Consider the following 13,326-nt stretch of genomic DNA (forward strand, 5'->3'; position numbering starts at 1 on the left):
ATGCCAGAGGACCCCGTTCCCAGCGGAAACGGGGCCCTCGAAGCCGTACGGCGAACGACCTCAGAAGCGGCGCGTGATCAGCGCACGCTTCACCTCGGCGATCGCCTTCGTGACCTCGATGCCGCGCGGGCACGCGTCCGTGCAGTTGAAGGTCGTGCGGCAGCGCCAGACGCCGTCGCGGTCGTTGAGGACCTCCAGGCGCTGCTCTCCGGCCTCGTCGCGCGAGTCGAAGATGAAGCGGTGCGCGTTGACGATGGCCGCCGGGCCGAAGTACTGGCCGTCGTTCCAGAAGACCGGGCACGACGTGGTGCAGGCCGCGCAGAGGATGCACTTCGTGGTGTCGTCGAAGCGCTCGCGGTCCTCGGCCGACTGGAGACGCTCACGCGTCGGCTCGTTCGTGTCCTTCGTGATGAGGAAGGGCATGACGTCGCGGTACGCCTGGAAGAACGGCTCCATGTCGACCACGAGGTCCTTCAGGACCGTGAGGCCCTTTATCGGCTCGACCGTGATCGGCTTCTCGGGGTTGATGTCCTTGATCAGCGTCTTGCACGCGAGGCGGTTCTTGCCGTTGATCCGCATGGCGTCGGAGCCGCAGATGCCGTGCGCGCAGGAACGGCGGAAGGTGAGGGTGCCGTCGACGTCCCACTTGATCTTGTGGAGGCCGTCGAGGACACGCTCCTTGGGGTCGATCTCCAGCTGGAAGTCTTCCCAGGTCGCCTCGGCCGAGACCTCCGGGTTGAAGCGGCGGACCCGGAAGGTGACGGTGATGTAGGGGGAGTCGGCGAAGCCGGGCTCGGGCTGGCCGGCCGCTTCCGCCTTGTCCACAACAGGGGTAGCCATCAGTACTTACGCTCCATCGGCTGGTAGCGGGTCTGGACGACCGGCTTGTAGTCGAGACGGACGGTTTCGGAACCGTCGGCGCCGACCTCGCGGTACGCCATGGTGTGCCGCATGAAGTTGACGTCGTCGCGGTTCGGGTAGTCCTCGCGGTAGTGACCGCCTCGGGACTCCTTGCGGGCGAGCGCGGAGACCGCCATGACCTCGGCGAGGTCCAGCAGGTTGCCCAGCTCGATGGCCTCCAGCAGGTCCGTGTTGAACCGCTTGCCCTTGTCCTGGATCGACACGTTCTTGAACCGCTCGCGCAGCTCCGCGATCTTCTCGACCGCCGTCTTGATCGTCTGCTCGGTGCGGAACACCATGACGTTGGCGTCCATGGTGTCCTGCAGTTCGCGGCGGATCGCCGTCACACGCTCGGTGCCGGTGGAGTCGCGCAGTCGCTCCACCTGCTCGATCACGAGCTCCGCCGGGTTCTCCGGCAGCTCGACGAACTCCGCCGTCTGCGCGTACTCCGCGGCGGCGATGCCCGCGCGCTTGCCGAACACGTTGATGTCCAGCAGCGAGTTGGTGCCGAGGCGGTTCGCGCCGTGGACGGAGACGCAGGCGACCTCGCCCGCGGCGTACAGGCCGGGGACGACGGTGGTGTTGTCCGCGAGGACCTCACCCTCGACGTTCGTGGGGATGCCGCCCATGACGTAGTGGGCCGTGGGCTGGATCGGGATCGGGTCCGTGTAGGGCTCGATGCCGAGGTAGGTGCGCGCGAACTCGGTGATGTCCGGGAGCTTGGCGTCCAGCTGCTCCGGCGGGAGGTGCGTGAGGTCGAGGTAGACGTGGTCGCCCTCGGGGCCGCAGCCGCGGCCTTCGCGGATCTCCGTGTAGATGGAGCGGGACACGACGTCACGGGACGCGAGGTCCTTCATGACCGGCGCGTACTTCTCCATGAAGCGCTCGCCGTCCTTGTTGCGGAGGATGCCGCCCTCACCGCGGGCGCCCTCCGTCAGCAGGATGCCCATGCGCCAGATGCCGGTCGGGTGGAACTGGAAGAACTCCATGTCCTCCAGCGGCAGACCGCGGCGGTAGACCGCCGCCTGGCCGTCACCCGTCAGCGTGTGCGCGTTGGACGTCACCTTGAAGAACTTGCCGCAGCCGCCGGACGCGTAGACCACGGACTTCGCCTGGAAGACGTGGATCTCGCCGGTCGCCAGCTCGTAGGCCACCACACCGGCGGACTTCTTGACGCCGTCGACCTCGGTGATGAGCTGGTCCAGGACGTAGAACTCGTTGAAGAACTCCACGCCCTCCTTGACGCAGTTCTGGTACAGCGTCTGGAGGATCATGTGGCCGGTGCGGTCGGCCGCGTAGCAGGAGCGGCGGACCGGGGCCTCGCCGTGGTTGCGGCTGTGACCGCCGAAGCGGCGCTGGTCGATGGTGCCGTTCGGCGTGCGGTTGAACGGCAGGCCCATCTTCTCCAGGTCGAGGACGGAGTCGATGGCCTCCTTCGCCAGGATCTCGGCGGCGTCCTGGTCGACCAGGTAGTCACCGCCCTTGACCGTGTCGAAGGTGTGCCACTCCCAGTTGTCCTCCTCCACGTTGGCCAGCGCGGCGGCCATGCCGCCCTGCGCGGCGCCCGTGTGGGAGCGGGTGGGGTACAGCTTGGTCAGGACCGCGGTGCGGCTGCGCTTCGTCGACTCGATGGCGGCGCGCATGCCCGCGCCACCGGCGCCGACGATGACGGTGTCGTACTTGTGGATCTTCATGATTCTCGCAGCCCCGTGCCTAGCGGATGTTCGGGTCGAAGGTGAAGATCACCAGCGTGCCCAGCAGGATGGTGAACACCGTGGCGGTGTAGAGCAGGCCCTTGAGCCACAGCCGGGTGTTCGCGCGCTCCGCGTAGTCGTTGATGACCGTGCGCAGGCCGTTGGCGCCGTGCAGCATCGCGAGCCACAGCATCAGCAGGTCCCAGACCTGCCAGAAGGGGCTCGCCCAGCGGCCCGCCACGAAGGCGAAGCCGATCTTCGACACGCCGCCGTCCAGCACGAGCTGGATCAGCAGGTGGCCGAGGACCAGCACGACCAGCACCACGCCGGACAGGCGCATGAACAGCCAGGCGGCCATCTCGAAGTTGCCCCGGGTCGACTTCGGGGACTTCTTGGTGCGCTTGCGCGGGGCCTCGATGAAGGGGGCCGGGTTGTCGACGGTGTAGACGGCGTCGCCCTCGACGGGGCCGACGCCCGCGGTGGTCTTCTCAGTCGTGGACATTGGCGTCAGCTCCCGAACAGTTCACGAGCGGCGTGGCCGAGGACGGGGTAGATCGCCCCGAGCATCAGCACGGCCCACAGGGCTACGACGGTCCAGAGCATCTGCTTCTGGTAGCGGGCGCCCTTGATCCAGAAGTCGACGGCGATGACACGCAGGCCGTTGAGCGCGTGGAAGAGGATGGCGGCGACGAGGCCGTACTCCAGCAGCGCGACGATCGGCGTCTTGTACGTGGCCACGACGGTGTCGTAGGCCTCAGGGGACACGCGGACGAGAGCGGTGTCCAGCACGTGAACGAACAGGAAGAAGAAGATGAGGACGCCGGTGACTCGGTGAGCCACCCAGGACCACATTCCTTCCCGGCCGCGGTACAGCGTTCCAGCCGGCACGGAAGTTTCCTCCGGGAGCGGGGATTGGGGCCGCGCCGGCTTGGTGTGTCGGTCGGGCCCGGCCGGGTACGGTCCACCGGCCCCCAGCATCGTAGCGATGCGCTGCCGCTGGGCTGCGCCGGGGTCCCAGGGTGTGATCAAACTGGCATGCAAAGGGGTACAGGTGGGCTAGCGCGGGCCAGGGGGTGGGGGGGCGCCAGAGAGGGCCGGGGTGCGGGGCGTCAGTGGTTGCTCGCGCAGTTCCCCGCGCCCCTGAGGAGGGCGTCGATCAGTCGTTCCTTTGCCAGGTGCCGGAGTTCGTCGGCCACCACCGCTCGCTCTTCCTCCGGATCGTTGGTCAATCGTGACCGGATGGCTTCCAGGAGGTGGTCCAGGACCTCGTCCGGTGCCAGACCGTCCAGGCAGATGACGAACACATGGCCGAAGCGGGCCTCGTAGGCGGCATAGGCCGCGCTGAGGGCCGTGTGGGCCGCGGCGTAGGTGTCCGGGGGGAGGGCCGGCAGGGGCTCGGCCGCCAGGGCTTCCGTGAGGTCGCTCCAGGCCAGGTCGTACGCGGCCTCGTCGGAGGCGGCGAGCAGGGAGGCGAGGTCCGGATAGGGGCGGTGTTCCGCGACCCGCCGGGACCAGGGGTGGCTGTGCAAGCAGGTGAGGAGAGCCTGCTCCAGTTCCTGCGCGGAGGCTGCGTTGAAGTGCTCCACCGGTATGGCGGCTCGGCCGGGGAGGTCTGGGAGACGGTGCGCGGGCAGCGTGGGTCCTCGTGGGCGTCACGTGTGTCGGCAGGACAAGGTGTGAGAGATGTGACGTCACGCTATCGAGTGCGACCGAGACGTGTCCGACGGATGCCCGAATTTCACCCGGGGGAGAGAGTTTCGGAACGTGTGGTGGACGCGCGCCGGGCGGCCATGGGTTTTAGGTTGGCCGTGTGAGTCAGCACAGGCGCCGGGATACGGCGAAGCAGGTGAAACAGCGGCCAGTACTGGTCGTGGCCATGGCCGTCGCACTGGTCATGGTCGCGGCCGGGGTGAGTCTGGGGCTCTGGGCGGCCTCGGACGGCGACGGCGGGTCCACAGGGGCCGAGGCCAGACCCTCCGACGGCCGGACCGCCGCCGCCCCGCGCGGCACCTCGCCGGAGAGCAGCCCGAGCCCGACCCGCTCGTACGCCCTGTCCAAGGCGCCGCAGACGATCCCCGCCGTACGCGACCACGAGCCGGCGCGCGGCCCGGGCTGGCAGCCCGGGAGCGGCAACCGCGTGGTCGTGGCCGACGCGGCGCTGGCCGACGAGGGACGCCTGGTCGCCGGCGAGCTGGGGATGACGTACGCGGGCGAGAAGGACGACCGGCGCGCCGGGGATCTGCGGCTGGCGCTCGGCGGCGACAAGAAGGCGAACCCGGAGTCGTACGTCATGACCGTGCGCGACGGGCGCGCGGAGATCACCGGGCCCGCCGAGGCGGGCGTCTTCTACGGCACCCGCACGCTCAAGCAGGAGACGCACCACGGCGGGACGGCGCCCGAGGGCGTGGTGCGGGACGAGCCGGCCAAGCCGGTGCGCGGGTTCATGCTGGACATCGCGCGCAAGAACTTCACGGCCGGCTGGATCGAGGACCGGATCCGGGAGCTGGGCGATCTGAAGTACAACCAGCTGGGCCTGCACTTCTCCGACGACCAGGGGTTCCGGATCGAGTCCGACTCGCATCCGGAGATCGTGTCCCAGGAGCATCTGACGAAGGCGCAGGTGCGGAAGATCGTCGACCTCGCGGAGAGCCGGCACATCACCGTCGTGCCGGAGATCGACTCGCCCGGGCACCTGGGCGCGGTCATCGACGCCCACCCCGACCTCCAGCTGCGCACCGCGCAGGGGTCGGCGGTGCAGGGGGCCATCGACATCTCCAAGGCCGAGAGCGCCGACATCGTCGACGACCTGCTGAACGAGTACGCCGATCTCTTCCCCGGCAAGCCGTGGCACCTCGGGGCCGACGAGTACCAGGCGCTGGTCCGCTCCGACCCGGAGGCCGCGTTCCCGCAGCTGGCCGCAGCGGCGCGGGAGAAGTACGGCTCCGGCGCCACGGTCGCCGACCTCACCACCGGCTGGCTCAACGACCGGGCCGCCACCGTCCGCGAGCACCAGCGCGTCCCGCGCGCCTGGAACGACGGGTTCTTCCGCGGCGGGTCGGTCCAGGCCGACAAGGACATCCAGGTCGCCTACTGGACCGGCAAGGAGATCGGCGCCCGGGAGCCTCTGGAGTACCTGGAGGCGGGCCGGAAGGTGATCAACTACAACGACGAGTTCCTGTACTACGTGCTCGGCGAGCCGCAGACCTTCGTCTATCCGACGGGGCAGCGGATCTACGAGCAGTGGACACCGCTCGTGCTGCGCGGCACCACGGCCGTACCCGAGCGCTACAACGCGCAGATCCTCGGCGGGTCCTTCGCCGTCTGGTGCGACCTGGCGAACGCGCAGACGGAGGGGCAGGTGGCGGCCGGGATCCGGATGCCGCTGCGGGCGATGGTCCAGAAGCTGTGGGACCCGGACAAGCCCGCGCTGTCCTGGGCGGAGTTCCGGGCACTGGCGGACAGGCTCGGCTGACTCCGCACGAATTGGCCCATACGGCTGCGAACTCCCGTACGACTGTGGTGGTCTTCTGACGGCAGTCGGACCGAATATGCCGGGGGGAACCGGAACATGGGCTACTGGGGTTACTTCGTCGTGGGGAGAGCGGAGCAGCCGCTGGCGGAGCTGGCCGCGCTGCCGGGGGCCGAGGGCGGTATGACGCCGCACGCCTCGGCGCCCGGCGGGTGGCAGTTGTGGGAGTACCCGAGCGGCGAGGGCGACATCGGGAACATGAACGACCTCGCCCGGGAGACCGGGGCGCCCGCGCTCTTCGGGTACGTCATGAACAGCGAGTGCGTGGTGCTGGAGGCCGCGGCGCCGGAGAGCGGGGCGTGGACGACCTGCCTCGCGCGGACCGCGATGGCCGGCTACCTGGGCGCGGACCGGGAGGGCCTCACGCTGGAGGACTACTTCCTCGAACCCGGCGACGCCGCCGAGCGCGCGGTGCGCTGGGCGGCCGAGGCCGGGCACGAAGTGAACGCCGACGCGCTGACGGACGTACTGACTTCAGACCCTGATCCTCTGGCCGAAAACCTCTTCTTCCGCTTCCTCGACCGACTGGGCGTGGTACCCCTGTGACACTCCGGGGCTGTTGCGCGCAGTAAGGGGAAGTGCGGGTTCCGTGAGGGGTGAGGGCTGGTAGCGGCCTGATAGGGCCCTGGAGAAGGCCCGCGGAGGGAGGCGTGGATGAGCCTGGTGGAGTTGATCGCACAGGCCGACGAACGCGGGTTGGCCGCGAGCGGGCTGGCTTGTTTGGATCGGTGCGTGCCCCTGCTGGGCGGCGACGACGAGATCCTGCGGCCGCTGTGGGCGAGCCTCACCGACGACGCCGGTGCCGGCGCCTGGGGTGACGGCCTTGAGCAGGCGCGCGGCAAGCTGGACGCCGCGGCCGACGGGGACGAGGCCGTCGCGCTCGCCCACCGGATGCTCGAGGCCGCGCCCGCTCAGCGGTCCGCCGCCGAGGTGCGGGTGTGGGCCGACGCCTGCTCCGTCGCCTCCCTCCAGATCCACCGCCTCCTCGACACCGCCCCGGACGAGGCCTCCTCGGTCGACACCCGACGCCAGGGCGGTACGGAGGGCATGTCGCCGCTCGTCGCCGCCGAACTGCGCCGGCAGGTCGTCGTCCTGGAGGTCCTGGCCGGGCACGGGCCGGCCGGGCTGCGGCGGGCGTTGGAGGTGTCGACGGAGGGACGCCGGGTGTTGCGCGCGGTGGTCTCCCGCCGGATCCGGCAGCGGGGCTAAACCTCGTTCCTGAAAGAGTCCTGTGACTGTCGTAGGGCCGAGGTGGGGTGGTCCTGCGCCACTTCCGGGAAGTCGCCGATTTCGCGTGACGAAACGCCGCCCGGCGGCGCATTGAAGAGGTGTGACGACTCAGCAGGAGACCAGGCCATCGGCGGCTGCGAAGCCGCTGCGGTGGGCGGCGGACACGGTGGCGACGATGCGCGAGGGAGCACGACTGCGCCTCGACTACTCGGCACAGAGTCTGTGGAGCATCGACCGCATGATCGACGGGATACGGCGGGAAGGAGCGCCGTACGCGGCCGTGGAGGAGGTGCTGCGCGGATTCGGGGCCTATGCCGGTGAGGTGATGGCACGGCAGACCGGGGCCGAGTGGTGGGCCACCGGCGGCGACCACTGGATACGCACCCCCGACGGGCGCCTCTGGGACCCGATCGACGAGGCCCGCCGCTGCTACGGCGGTCATGGATCGCTGCGGCTGCTGTGCCGGGACGCGGTGGGCACGACGCCCCGGCCGTAGTGTCAGCGGGCGAGCACGCCCTCGATCCCCAGCTCGGCGAGTTCCTGCTCCCGGTCCGGCCCTGATTCCGGATCAGGCTCCGGTTCCGTCTGTGCTTCCGTCTGTGGTTCCGTCTGTGGTGCCGGATTCGGTTGCGGCGCGACGAGCGTGCCGGCCTTGGCGGCGAGGGCGCGGATCTCGGGCAGGTCGTCGTAGAGGTTCTGTCCGGGACACTCCGTCGGGGAGCCGTCGCGGTGCCCCGAGATGCGGTTGAGCGTGACCTTCTGGCCCGCCTGGTACTTGCCGTTGTCGACGCCGGAGGTCAGGACCACGGTCCCGGCCGGGTCGAGGCCGTACAGGCCGAGCTTCCAGGCCGCCACCTTGGCGACCGACGCGCGTACCGCCGCGTTGGTGGCCGCCGTGGAGTAGTCGCCGAGCACCGACACGCTGCTGGTGGCGGTGTTGAAGCCGTAGGTGTGCGCGCCGAGGACGGGTTTGTCGATGCCGCCCGCACGGCCCTCGAAGACGGTTCCGCACTTGTCGACGAGGAAGTGGTACCCGATGTCGTTCCAGCCGTTGCTCTGCACGTGGTAGAGGAACACACCGCGCACGACCGACGCCGACTGGGCGCAGGTGTAGTCGTTGGTGCCCGCCGTGTGGTGGACGAACATCGCCTGGGTGCCGGTGGTGTAGGTGGGCGGGTCCTTCACCAGGGACTCGTCGGCGCCCCAGGCGGAGCGGGACGTCACGGTGGGGCGGTCGGCCAGGGGCGGCGCTCCGGGGGCCGGTTCGGGGACGCCTGGTTCGACGACGCCGGGCTCGGGGGCGCCGGGTTCGACGACCGAGGTCCGCACGGCGTCCGAGCCGCCGTCGGGGTCGACCAGTTCGACGCGCAGTCCCTTGGGCAGCCGCCCGCCCGAGACGCGCACCTGGACACCGTCCGAGGGGCCGGTCCACAGCGGCTGGGTGCCGCCGCGCACCCCGGCGTGGTCGCGGTCGGGGCCGCTCTCGGGCGTGCGCACATCGGTGTCCAGCGCCCGCCACGCGCTCCACTCGCCGCTCGCGCGGGAGCGGGTGCGCACATACGCGGTGCCGTCCAGGGCGGCGTCCGGGTCCGCCCAGGTGACACCGACCATGCTGAACGGCTCGGTGGTGCGCGGGGCGAGGGATCGCTTGTGCGGATCACCGTCCGGCACCCGGACGGTGTACACGCCGTCCGTGGACGACGCCCGGGCGGGCTGGGCCAGACCGAGGGCACCGAGGGCCAGAGCGGTGGCGACGGCGGTGCGCAGGAGGGGAGACGGCATACGGCGCTCGCCTTTCGTCGGGCGGTTGCATCGCGTGACAGAGCTCCCCGGTACGTCACTTGGCCCAAACCTCCGCGGGCCCGCGCTCCCGAGGACGGCGGGTCGGTTTGACCCGAACGGTGGTCGGCGCCCGGGCATCTGACGCGCTGTGACACTTCCGCGCGCACCGGCGCTGATCACCGTGAGGGCGTGGTACGGGAGGGCGCGCACTCGGTACGGACGGGGACGGTACGTGGGTCAGGGAGCGGCACCCCGGCGCATGCGGGAGTACGACGGGGAACTGGGCGCGGCCGTCGCGCGGGCCCAGCAGGGAGACGAGGCGGCCTTCGCGGTCGCCTACCGGTTCGTGCAGCCCGGCCTGCTCGGCTATCTGCGCGGCCTGGTCGGGGACGACGCGGAGGACGTGGCGTCCGACGCCTGGCTGGAGATCGCCCGGGACCTGGGGCGGTTCCAGGGCGACGGGGCCGGCTTCCGCGGCTGGACGGCGACCATCGCCCGGCACCGGGCCCTGGACCATCTGCGCCGGCAGCGGGTACGGCCCCGGCCGGCCGCGCTGGAACAGGACGTCCTGGACCTGCCCGGCCCGCACAGCACGCACGACCAGGCGCTGGAGGCCCTCTCCACCGAGCGTGCCCTGGAACTGGTCCGCGGGCTGCCCCGCGACCAGGCCGAGGCCGTGCTGCTGCGCGTCGTGGTCGGCCTCGACGGCCCGGCCGCCGCGCGCGTCCTGGGCAAGCGGCCGGGCGCGGTACGCACGGCCGCGCACCGCGGGATCAGACGCCTGGCCCGGCAGCTGGGCGTGGAGGGTGTGACGGATGAGGCTCCCCGGACGCTGGGGGAGTCGACGTGAACGAAGCTCAGCTTCTCCGGCGGGCCGGGCGGCGCCGGCGGGGCCGCGCTGTCGCTCCGTCCTGAACGGGCCGGACGAGCGGGACGTACTGGTGGCCCGGCGGGCGTGCGGACCTGCGGCCGTGCCGGCGTGTGGACCTGCGGCCGTGCCGGCGTGCGGCCCTGCGGCCGTGCCGGCGTGCGGACCGAGCGGGAACCGGGCAGGACTGAGCAGGAACGGAATCGGACATGGGCGAACGGCAGCGCGGCGGCGGGCTTCCTCCCGGCCGCCGTTCCCGTCCCGCCCTGCCCGACGCCGAAGTCGAGGCGCTGATCGTCGCCTGCCTCGTCCGGGACGGTGTCGACGCCGAGGCCGAGCAGCGGGCCGTGGCCGCGTTCCGGGCCGCCCGGGACGCCGGGCACGCCGGGGACCACCCGACCCGCGCCCGCCGCCGGGACGCCTGGGAGCCCCGGGGGCGGCGGTCCGCGGTGCCGTCCCCGCGGACGACGCTCTCCGTGCTGTTCGCCGGACTCATGCTGGTCGGCGTCGCCATGGGCGTGATCGGCGCGGCGGGATTCCCGGCGGACGACGGCCGCGAGAACCCCGCCCCGGCCCCGGCCACCGAGGACGACTGCCGCGCCTACCAGGAGATCGGGGGAAACGGCGAGGGCGTGGACGCGACGGTGTGGCAGCGTCTCGTGGCGGCGGCGGGCGGTGAGAAGAACGTCACGGCGTACTGCAAGGCACAGCTGGCCGAGCCGAAGCCGGACGGGAACGACGGCCACGCCACACCCTAGAAGTGCCCTGAAGGCTTCCGGCCCCCCTTCAGTTCAGTCGCACAGGCTCGCCACCACGAGGCTGTCGAAGGCCAGTCGGCCGGACTGCCACGCGGTGACCCGGAGCGCGGCGTCCTCACTCGCGTCCTGCGCGGGGAGCCTGGTCGCGGAGACGCGGCAGGGAAGGCCCAGGGCCAGGGGGAAGTGGAAGGCGCTGCGCAGTTCCACGGGGAGTACGCGGTACGGGGCGCAGGCCGCCTGTGCGGCCTGGCGGGCGGCCTCCAGGAGCACCATGCCGGGGATCTCGTGGGTGGGGTGGTCGAAGAGCACCGGGTGGCCGGGGTCGATCCGCAGGTCCCAGTTCAGGCCCCGGCGGGCGGCGGCGGAGCGGGGGACGCCGAGGACGACGTCGCGTTCGTCGAGGCGCCCCACGATCGCGGGAGGCACGGGGTCGGGCAGGGAGGGGTACCCGCCGCCCTCCCCTGCGGAGGGGTCCCGGGGGGCGGACGCGCGCAGGGTCAGCCGTCCCGCGCCGGCGAAGTCGTCGCCGCGCAGCAGGTCCGCCTCCAGGGTGAGCGCGGTCGGGGGGCCCGCGCCCCGGACGTCCGTGGCCGCGGCCTCCAGGCGCATCTCGGCGGGGCGGGTGCCGAGCAGGATGACACCCGGTACGACCTCGAACTCCAGTTCGGCGATGGTGAAGTGATGGTCCGCCGGGACCCCGTAGTACGTCTGCCCGACCAGGACGGAGGCCTGCCGTAGCGACTCCGCTGTGAGCAGGGGGTCGTACCAGGCGCCCGCGATGGGCGCGTAGAAGTGGTGCCCGCGCGGCCACTGCGCGCCCAGCCGGAACGTGTCGGGTCCCAGCCGCCGCCAGTCGGTGATCAGCACCTCGGCCACGGCGCTGCGGTCGACGAGGTGACGCGGGGCGGTCCGGACGAAGCGGAGGTCGGCCTCCGGCCCGGCATCCGGCGCCAGGGGGAGGGTGGCCGTCTTGGGTATCGGATCGGTGTGGGACACGCGGGTTGCCTTTCTCATGGGCGTCGACGCGACGAACGCGTCCCGGGGCGGGTCCCGGGCGGGGCCGGCCCCTCCGAGCCGGGCTGGTCCGCCGGGCGGGCGGGGCCGGGTCCGGGGCGAGGGGAGCGGGGAACCGGGTCCCGGGCTGGGCGGGCGCCCCTGGCCGGCTGGATCCCCGGGGGTGGCGGGGCCAGGCCCGGGGCGGGCCCTCGCAAGCCGGGCCGGGCCCTGTCGGGCGGAGTCGGGTCCCGGGCTGGGCGGGGTCGGGTCCCGGGCTGGGCGGGGTCGGGTCCCGGGCTGGGCAGAGTTCGGAGTCGGGTCCGGGGCCGGGCGGAGTTCGGAGTCGGGTCCGGGGCTGGGCGGAGTCGGGTCCCGGGCTCAGCGGGCCGTCCAGCCGGACCGGAGCCCCATCCGGAGCCCCACGCCGGGCCGAGGACGCCGGTGGCCTCGGATCGGCGGGTGGCGGGCGGGAGGGTAGGTGCGGGTGCGGGTGCGGGTGCGGATTCGGGTGCTGGTGCTGGTGCTGGTGCTGGTTCGGGTGGCGGGTGGCGAGTGGTGAACGACGGAGTGCCGCGTCTTGCCTGGCGGCCTGGCCTGTACAACGGCCGGGCCCGGTGCGGGAACTGAAGCCGTGGCCACGGCCTGGGCCTGTGCGGGATCCCCTGCCCGTGCCGGGCCTGTGCGGGAGCGGGAGCGGGAGCGGGACCGTAGCCACGGCCAGGGTCGTGCCCGCGGCTGGACCTGGTGTTCGTCCGGACGGGTGCCTGAGGCCGGTTCGGTGCCTGTGCGGGACTCGGCCCCTGTGGAGGGACCGGTGCCCATGCGGGACTTGGTGCCCGTGCGGGACTTGGTGCCCGTGCGGGACTTGGTGCCCGTGCGGGACTTGGTGCCCGTGCGGGACTTGGTGCCCGTGCGGGATCCGGTACCCGTGCCGGCCGGCATGAGGCATGGGCGCCCGGGGGCCCGGCGGTCGTGTCCGGAGGGCCCGTCAGGCCGCTGCCAGGGCCGTGAAGCGGCCGGCGTGGAAGACCAGGGGGCCCTCCTCGGCCGTCAGGGCGCCTTCCAGGGCCTCGGCGATGACCAGTTCGTGGTCGCCCGCCGGATGGACCGTGGTGATGCGGCAGTCCAGCCAGCCGAGACCGTCGGCGGGGATGGGGTGCCCGGCCCGGGTCGTGGTCCAGGCGCCCGCGGCGAAACGGTCGGCGCCCTTCGTGCTGAACAGGCGGCACAGCTCGGCATGCCGGTCGCCGAGGATCGTGACCGCGAAGGAGCCGGCCTCGCGGATCGCCGGCCAGGTCGAGGAGGTGTCCGCGGCGCACAGGGCGACCAGCGGCGGGGTGAGGGAGACGGAGGTGAAGGAGTTGACCGCCATGCCCTTGGGGCCTTCGGCCGTGTCGGCGGTGACCAGTACCACTCCCGTGGTGAACCGGCCGAGTATGTCGCGGAACGAGCGTTGCTCCAGCATGAGTTCTTTCCGATCGGGTGGGACGCACGGCCGGGCCGACGCAGCGGCCCGGCCTCGCGTGACATGACGTGACATACGGCGGGCTCGGCGAGGACGCTTCCTCG

14 protein-coding genes are annotated in these 13,326 nt (G+C 72.0%); 6 read left to right on the forward strand and 8 right to left on the reverse strand.

Annotated features, from left to right (window positions below; genetic code table 11):
- Nucleotides 1-60: 60 nt before the first annotated feature.
- The 5 genes from ACFZBT_RS06650 to ACFZBT_RS06670 form a co-directional block, all read right to left on the reverse strand.
- A complete protein-coding gene (locus tag ACFZBT_RS06650) occupies nucleotides 61-840 on the reverse strand; it encodes a succinate dehydrogenase iron-sulfur subunit (RefSeq protein WP_391099195.1) in 780 nt (259 codons plus the stop codon).
- Nucleotides 840-2,594 carry a succinate dehydrogenase flavoprotein subunit gene (sdhA, locus tag ACFZBT_RS06655; protein ID WP_391099198.1) on the reverse strand — a complete coding sequence of 585 codons (1,755 nt, stop codon included), beginning with the start codon at nucleotides 2,592-2,594 and terminating at the stop codon, nucleotides 840-842. The genes ACFZBT_RS06650 and sdhA overlap by 1 nt, the downstream gene beginning before the upstream one ends.
- Before the next feature lie 19 nt (nucleotides 2,595-2,613).
- Nucleotides 2,614-3,096, reverse strand: a complete 483-nt coding sequence (locus ACFZBT_RS06660; protein WP_391099200.1) for a succinate dehydrogenase hydrophobic membrane anchor subunit — start codon at nucleotides 3,094-3,096, stop codon at nucleotides 2,614-2,616.
- A gap of 5 nt (nucleotides 3,097-3,101) precedes the next feature.
- Complete coding sequence (sdhC, locus tag ACFZBT_RS06665; RefSeq protein ID WP_184987403.1) at nucleotides 3,102-3,482, reverse strand: succinate dehydrogenase, cytochrome b556 subunit; 381 nt, start codon at nucleotides 3,480-3,482, stop codon at nucleotides 3,102-3,104.
- Between the two features lie 221 nt (nucleotides 3,483-3,703).
- Nucleotides 3,704-4,180, reverse strand: a complete 477-nt coding sequence (locus tag ACFZBT_RS06670) for a 2-oxo-4-hydroxy-4-carboxy-5-ureidoimidazoline decarboxylase (protein ID WP_391099203.1) — start codon at nucleotides 4,178-4,180, stop codon at nucleotides 3,704-3,706.
- Between the two features lie 290 nt (nucleotides 4,181-4,470).
- On the opposite strand from ACFZBT_RS06670, the gene ACFZBT_RS06675 reads away from it, so the two are divergent.
- From ACFZBT_RS06675 to ACFZBT_RS06690, 4 genes are all read left to right on the forward strand, one after another.
- Nucleotides 4,471-6,066 carry a family 20 glycosylhydrolase gene (locus tag ACFZBT_RS06675; protein ID WP_391099868.1) on the forward strand — a complete coding sequence of 532 codons (1,596 nt, stop codon included), beginning with the start codon at nucleotides 4,471-4,473 and terminating at the stop codon, nucleotides 6,064-6,066.
- Nucleotides 6,067-6,162: 96 nt separating this feature from the next.
- Nucleotides 6,163-6,669, forward strand: a complete 507-nt coding sequence (locus tag ACFZBT_RS06680) for a hypothetical protein (RefSeq protein WP_391099205.1) — start codon at nucleotides 6,163-6,165, stop codon at nucleotides 6,667-6,669.
- A gap of 108 nt (nucleotides 6,670-6,777) precedes the next feature.
- Nucleotides 6,778-7,332, forward strand: coding sequence for a hypothetical protein (locus ACFZBT_RS06685; RefSeq protein WP_391099207.1), 555 nt, complete (start codon nucleotides 6,778-6,780; stop codon nucleotides 7,330-7,332).
- Nucleotides 7,333-7,453: 121 nt separating this feature from the next.
- The gene (locus tag ACFZBT_RS06690) at nucleotides 7,454-7,849 is read left to right on the forward strand and encodes a hypothetical protein (RefSeq protein WP_391099209.1); all 396 of its coding nucleotides are present in this window, start codon (nucleotides 7,454-7,456) and stop codon (nucleotides 7,847-7,849) included.
- Nucleotides 7,850-7,851: 2 nt separating this feature from the next.
- Here ACFZBT_RS06690 and ACFZBT_RS06695 read toward each other — a convergent pair whose 3' ends face one another.
- Nucleotides 7,852-9,135 carry an N-acetylmuramoyl-L-alanine amidase gene (locus ACFZBT_RS06695; RefSeq protein ID WP_391099211.1) on the reverse strand — a complete coding sequence of 428 codons (1,284 nt, stop codon included), beginning with the start codon at nucleotides 9,133-9,135 and terminating at the stop codon, nucleotides 7,852-7,854.
- Nucleotides 9,136-9,367: 232 nt separating this feature from the next.
- Here ACFZBT_RS06695 and ACFZBT_RS06700 point away from each other — a divergent pair, with 232 nt between their 5' ends.
- Complete coding sequence (locus tag ACFZBT_RS06700; protein ID WP_391099213.1) at nucleotides 9,368-9,985, forward strand: sigma-70 family RNA polymerase sigma factor; 618 nt, start codon at nucleotides 9,368-9,370, stop codon at nucleotides 9,983-9,985.
- Nucleotides 9,986-10,212: 227 nt separating this feature from the next.
- Nucleotides 10,213-10,761: a hypothetical protein gene (locus ACFZBT_RS06705; protein ID WP_391099215.1), complete on the forward strand. Its 549-nt coding sequence runs from the start codon at nucleotides 10,213-10,215 to the stop codon at nucleotides 10,759-10,761.
- 33 nt (nucleotides 10,762-10,794) lie between these two features.
- On the opposite strand, the gene ACFZBT_RS06710 is transcribed toward ACFZBT_RS06705, so the two are convergent.
- Both ACFZBT_RS06710 and ACFZBT_RS06715 read right to left on the reverse strand, forming a co-directional pair.
- Nucleotides 10,795-11,757 carry a ScbA/BarX family gamma-butyrolactone biosynthesis protein gene (locus ACFZBT_RS06710; RefSeq protein ID WP_391099218.1) on the reverse strand — a complete coding sequence of 321 codons (963 nt, stop codon included), beginning with the start codon at nucleotides 11,755-11,757 and terminating at the stop codon, nucleotides 10,795-10,797.
- A 988-nt stretch (nucleotides 11,758-12,745) separates the two neighbouring features.
- Nucleotides 12,746-13,222: a flavin reductase gene (locus ACFZBT_RS06715; RefSeq protein ID WP_391099220.1), complete on the reverse strand. Its 477-nt coding sequence runs from the start codon at nucleotides 13,220-13,222 to the stop codon at nucleotides 12,746-12,748.
- Nucleotides 13,223-13,326: the final 104 nt, after the last annotated feature.

This window comes from Streptomyces sp. NPDC008137 (assembly GCF_042957035.1).
Taxonomy (GTDB): Bacteria; Actinomycetota; Actinomycetes; order Streptomycetales; family Streptomycetaceae; genus Streptomyces.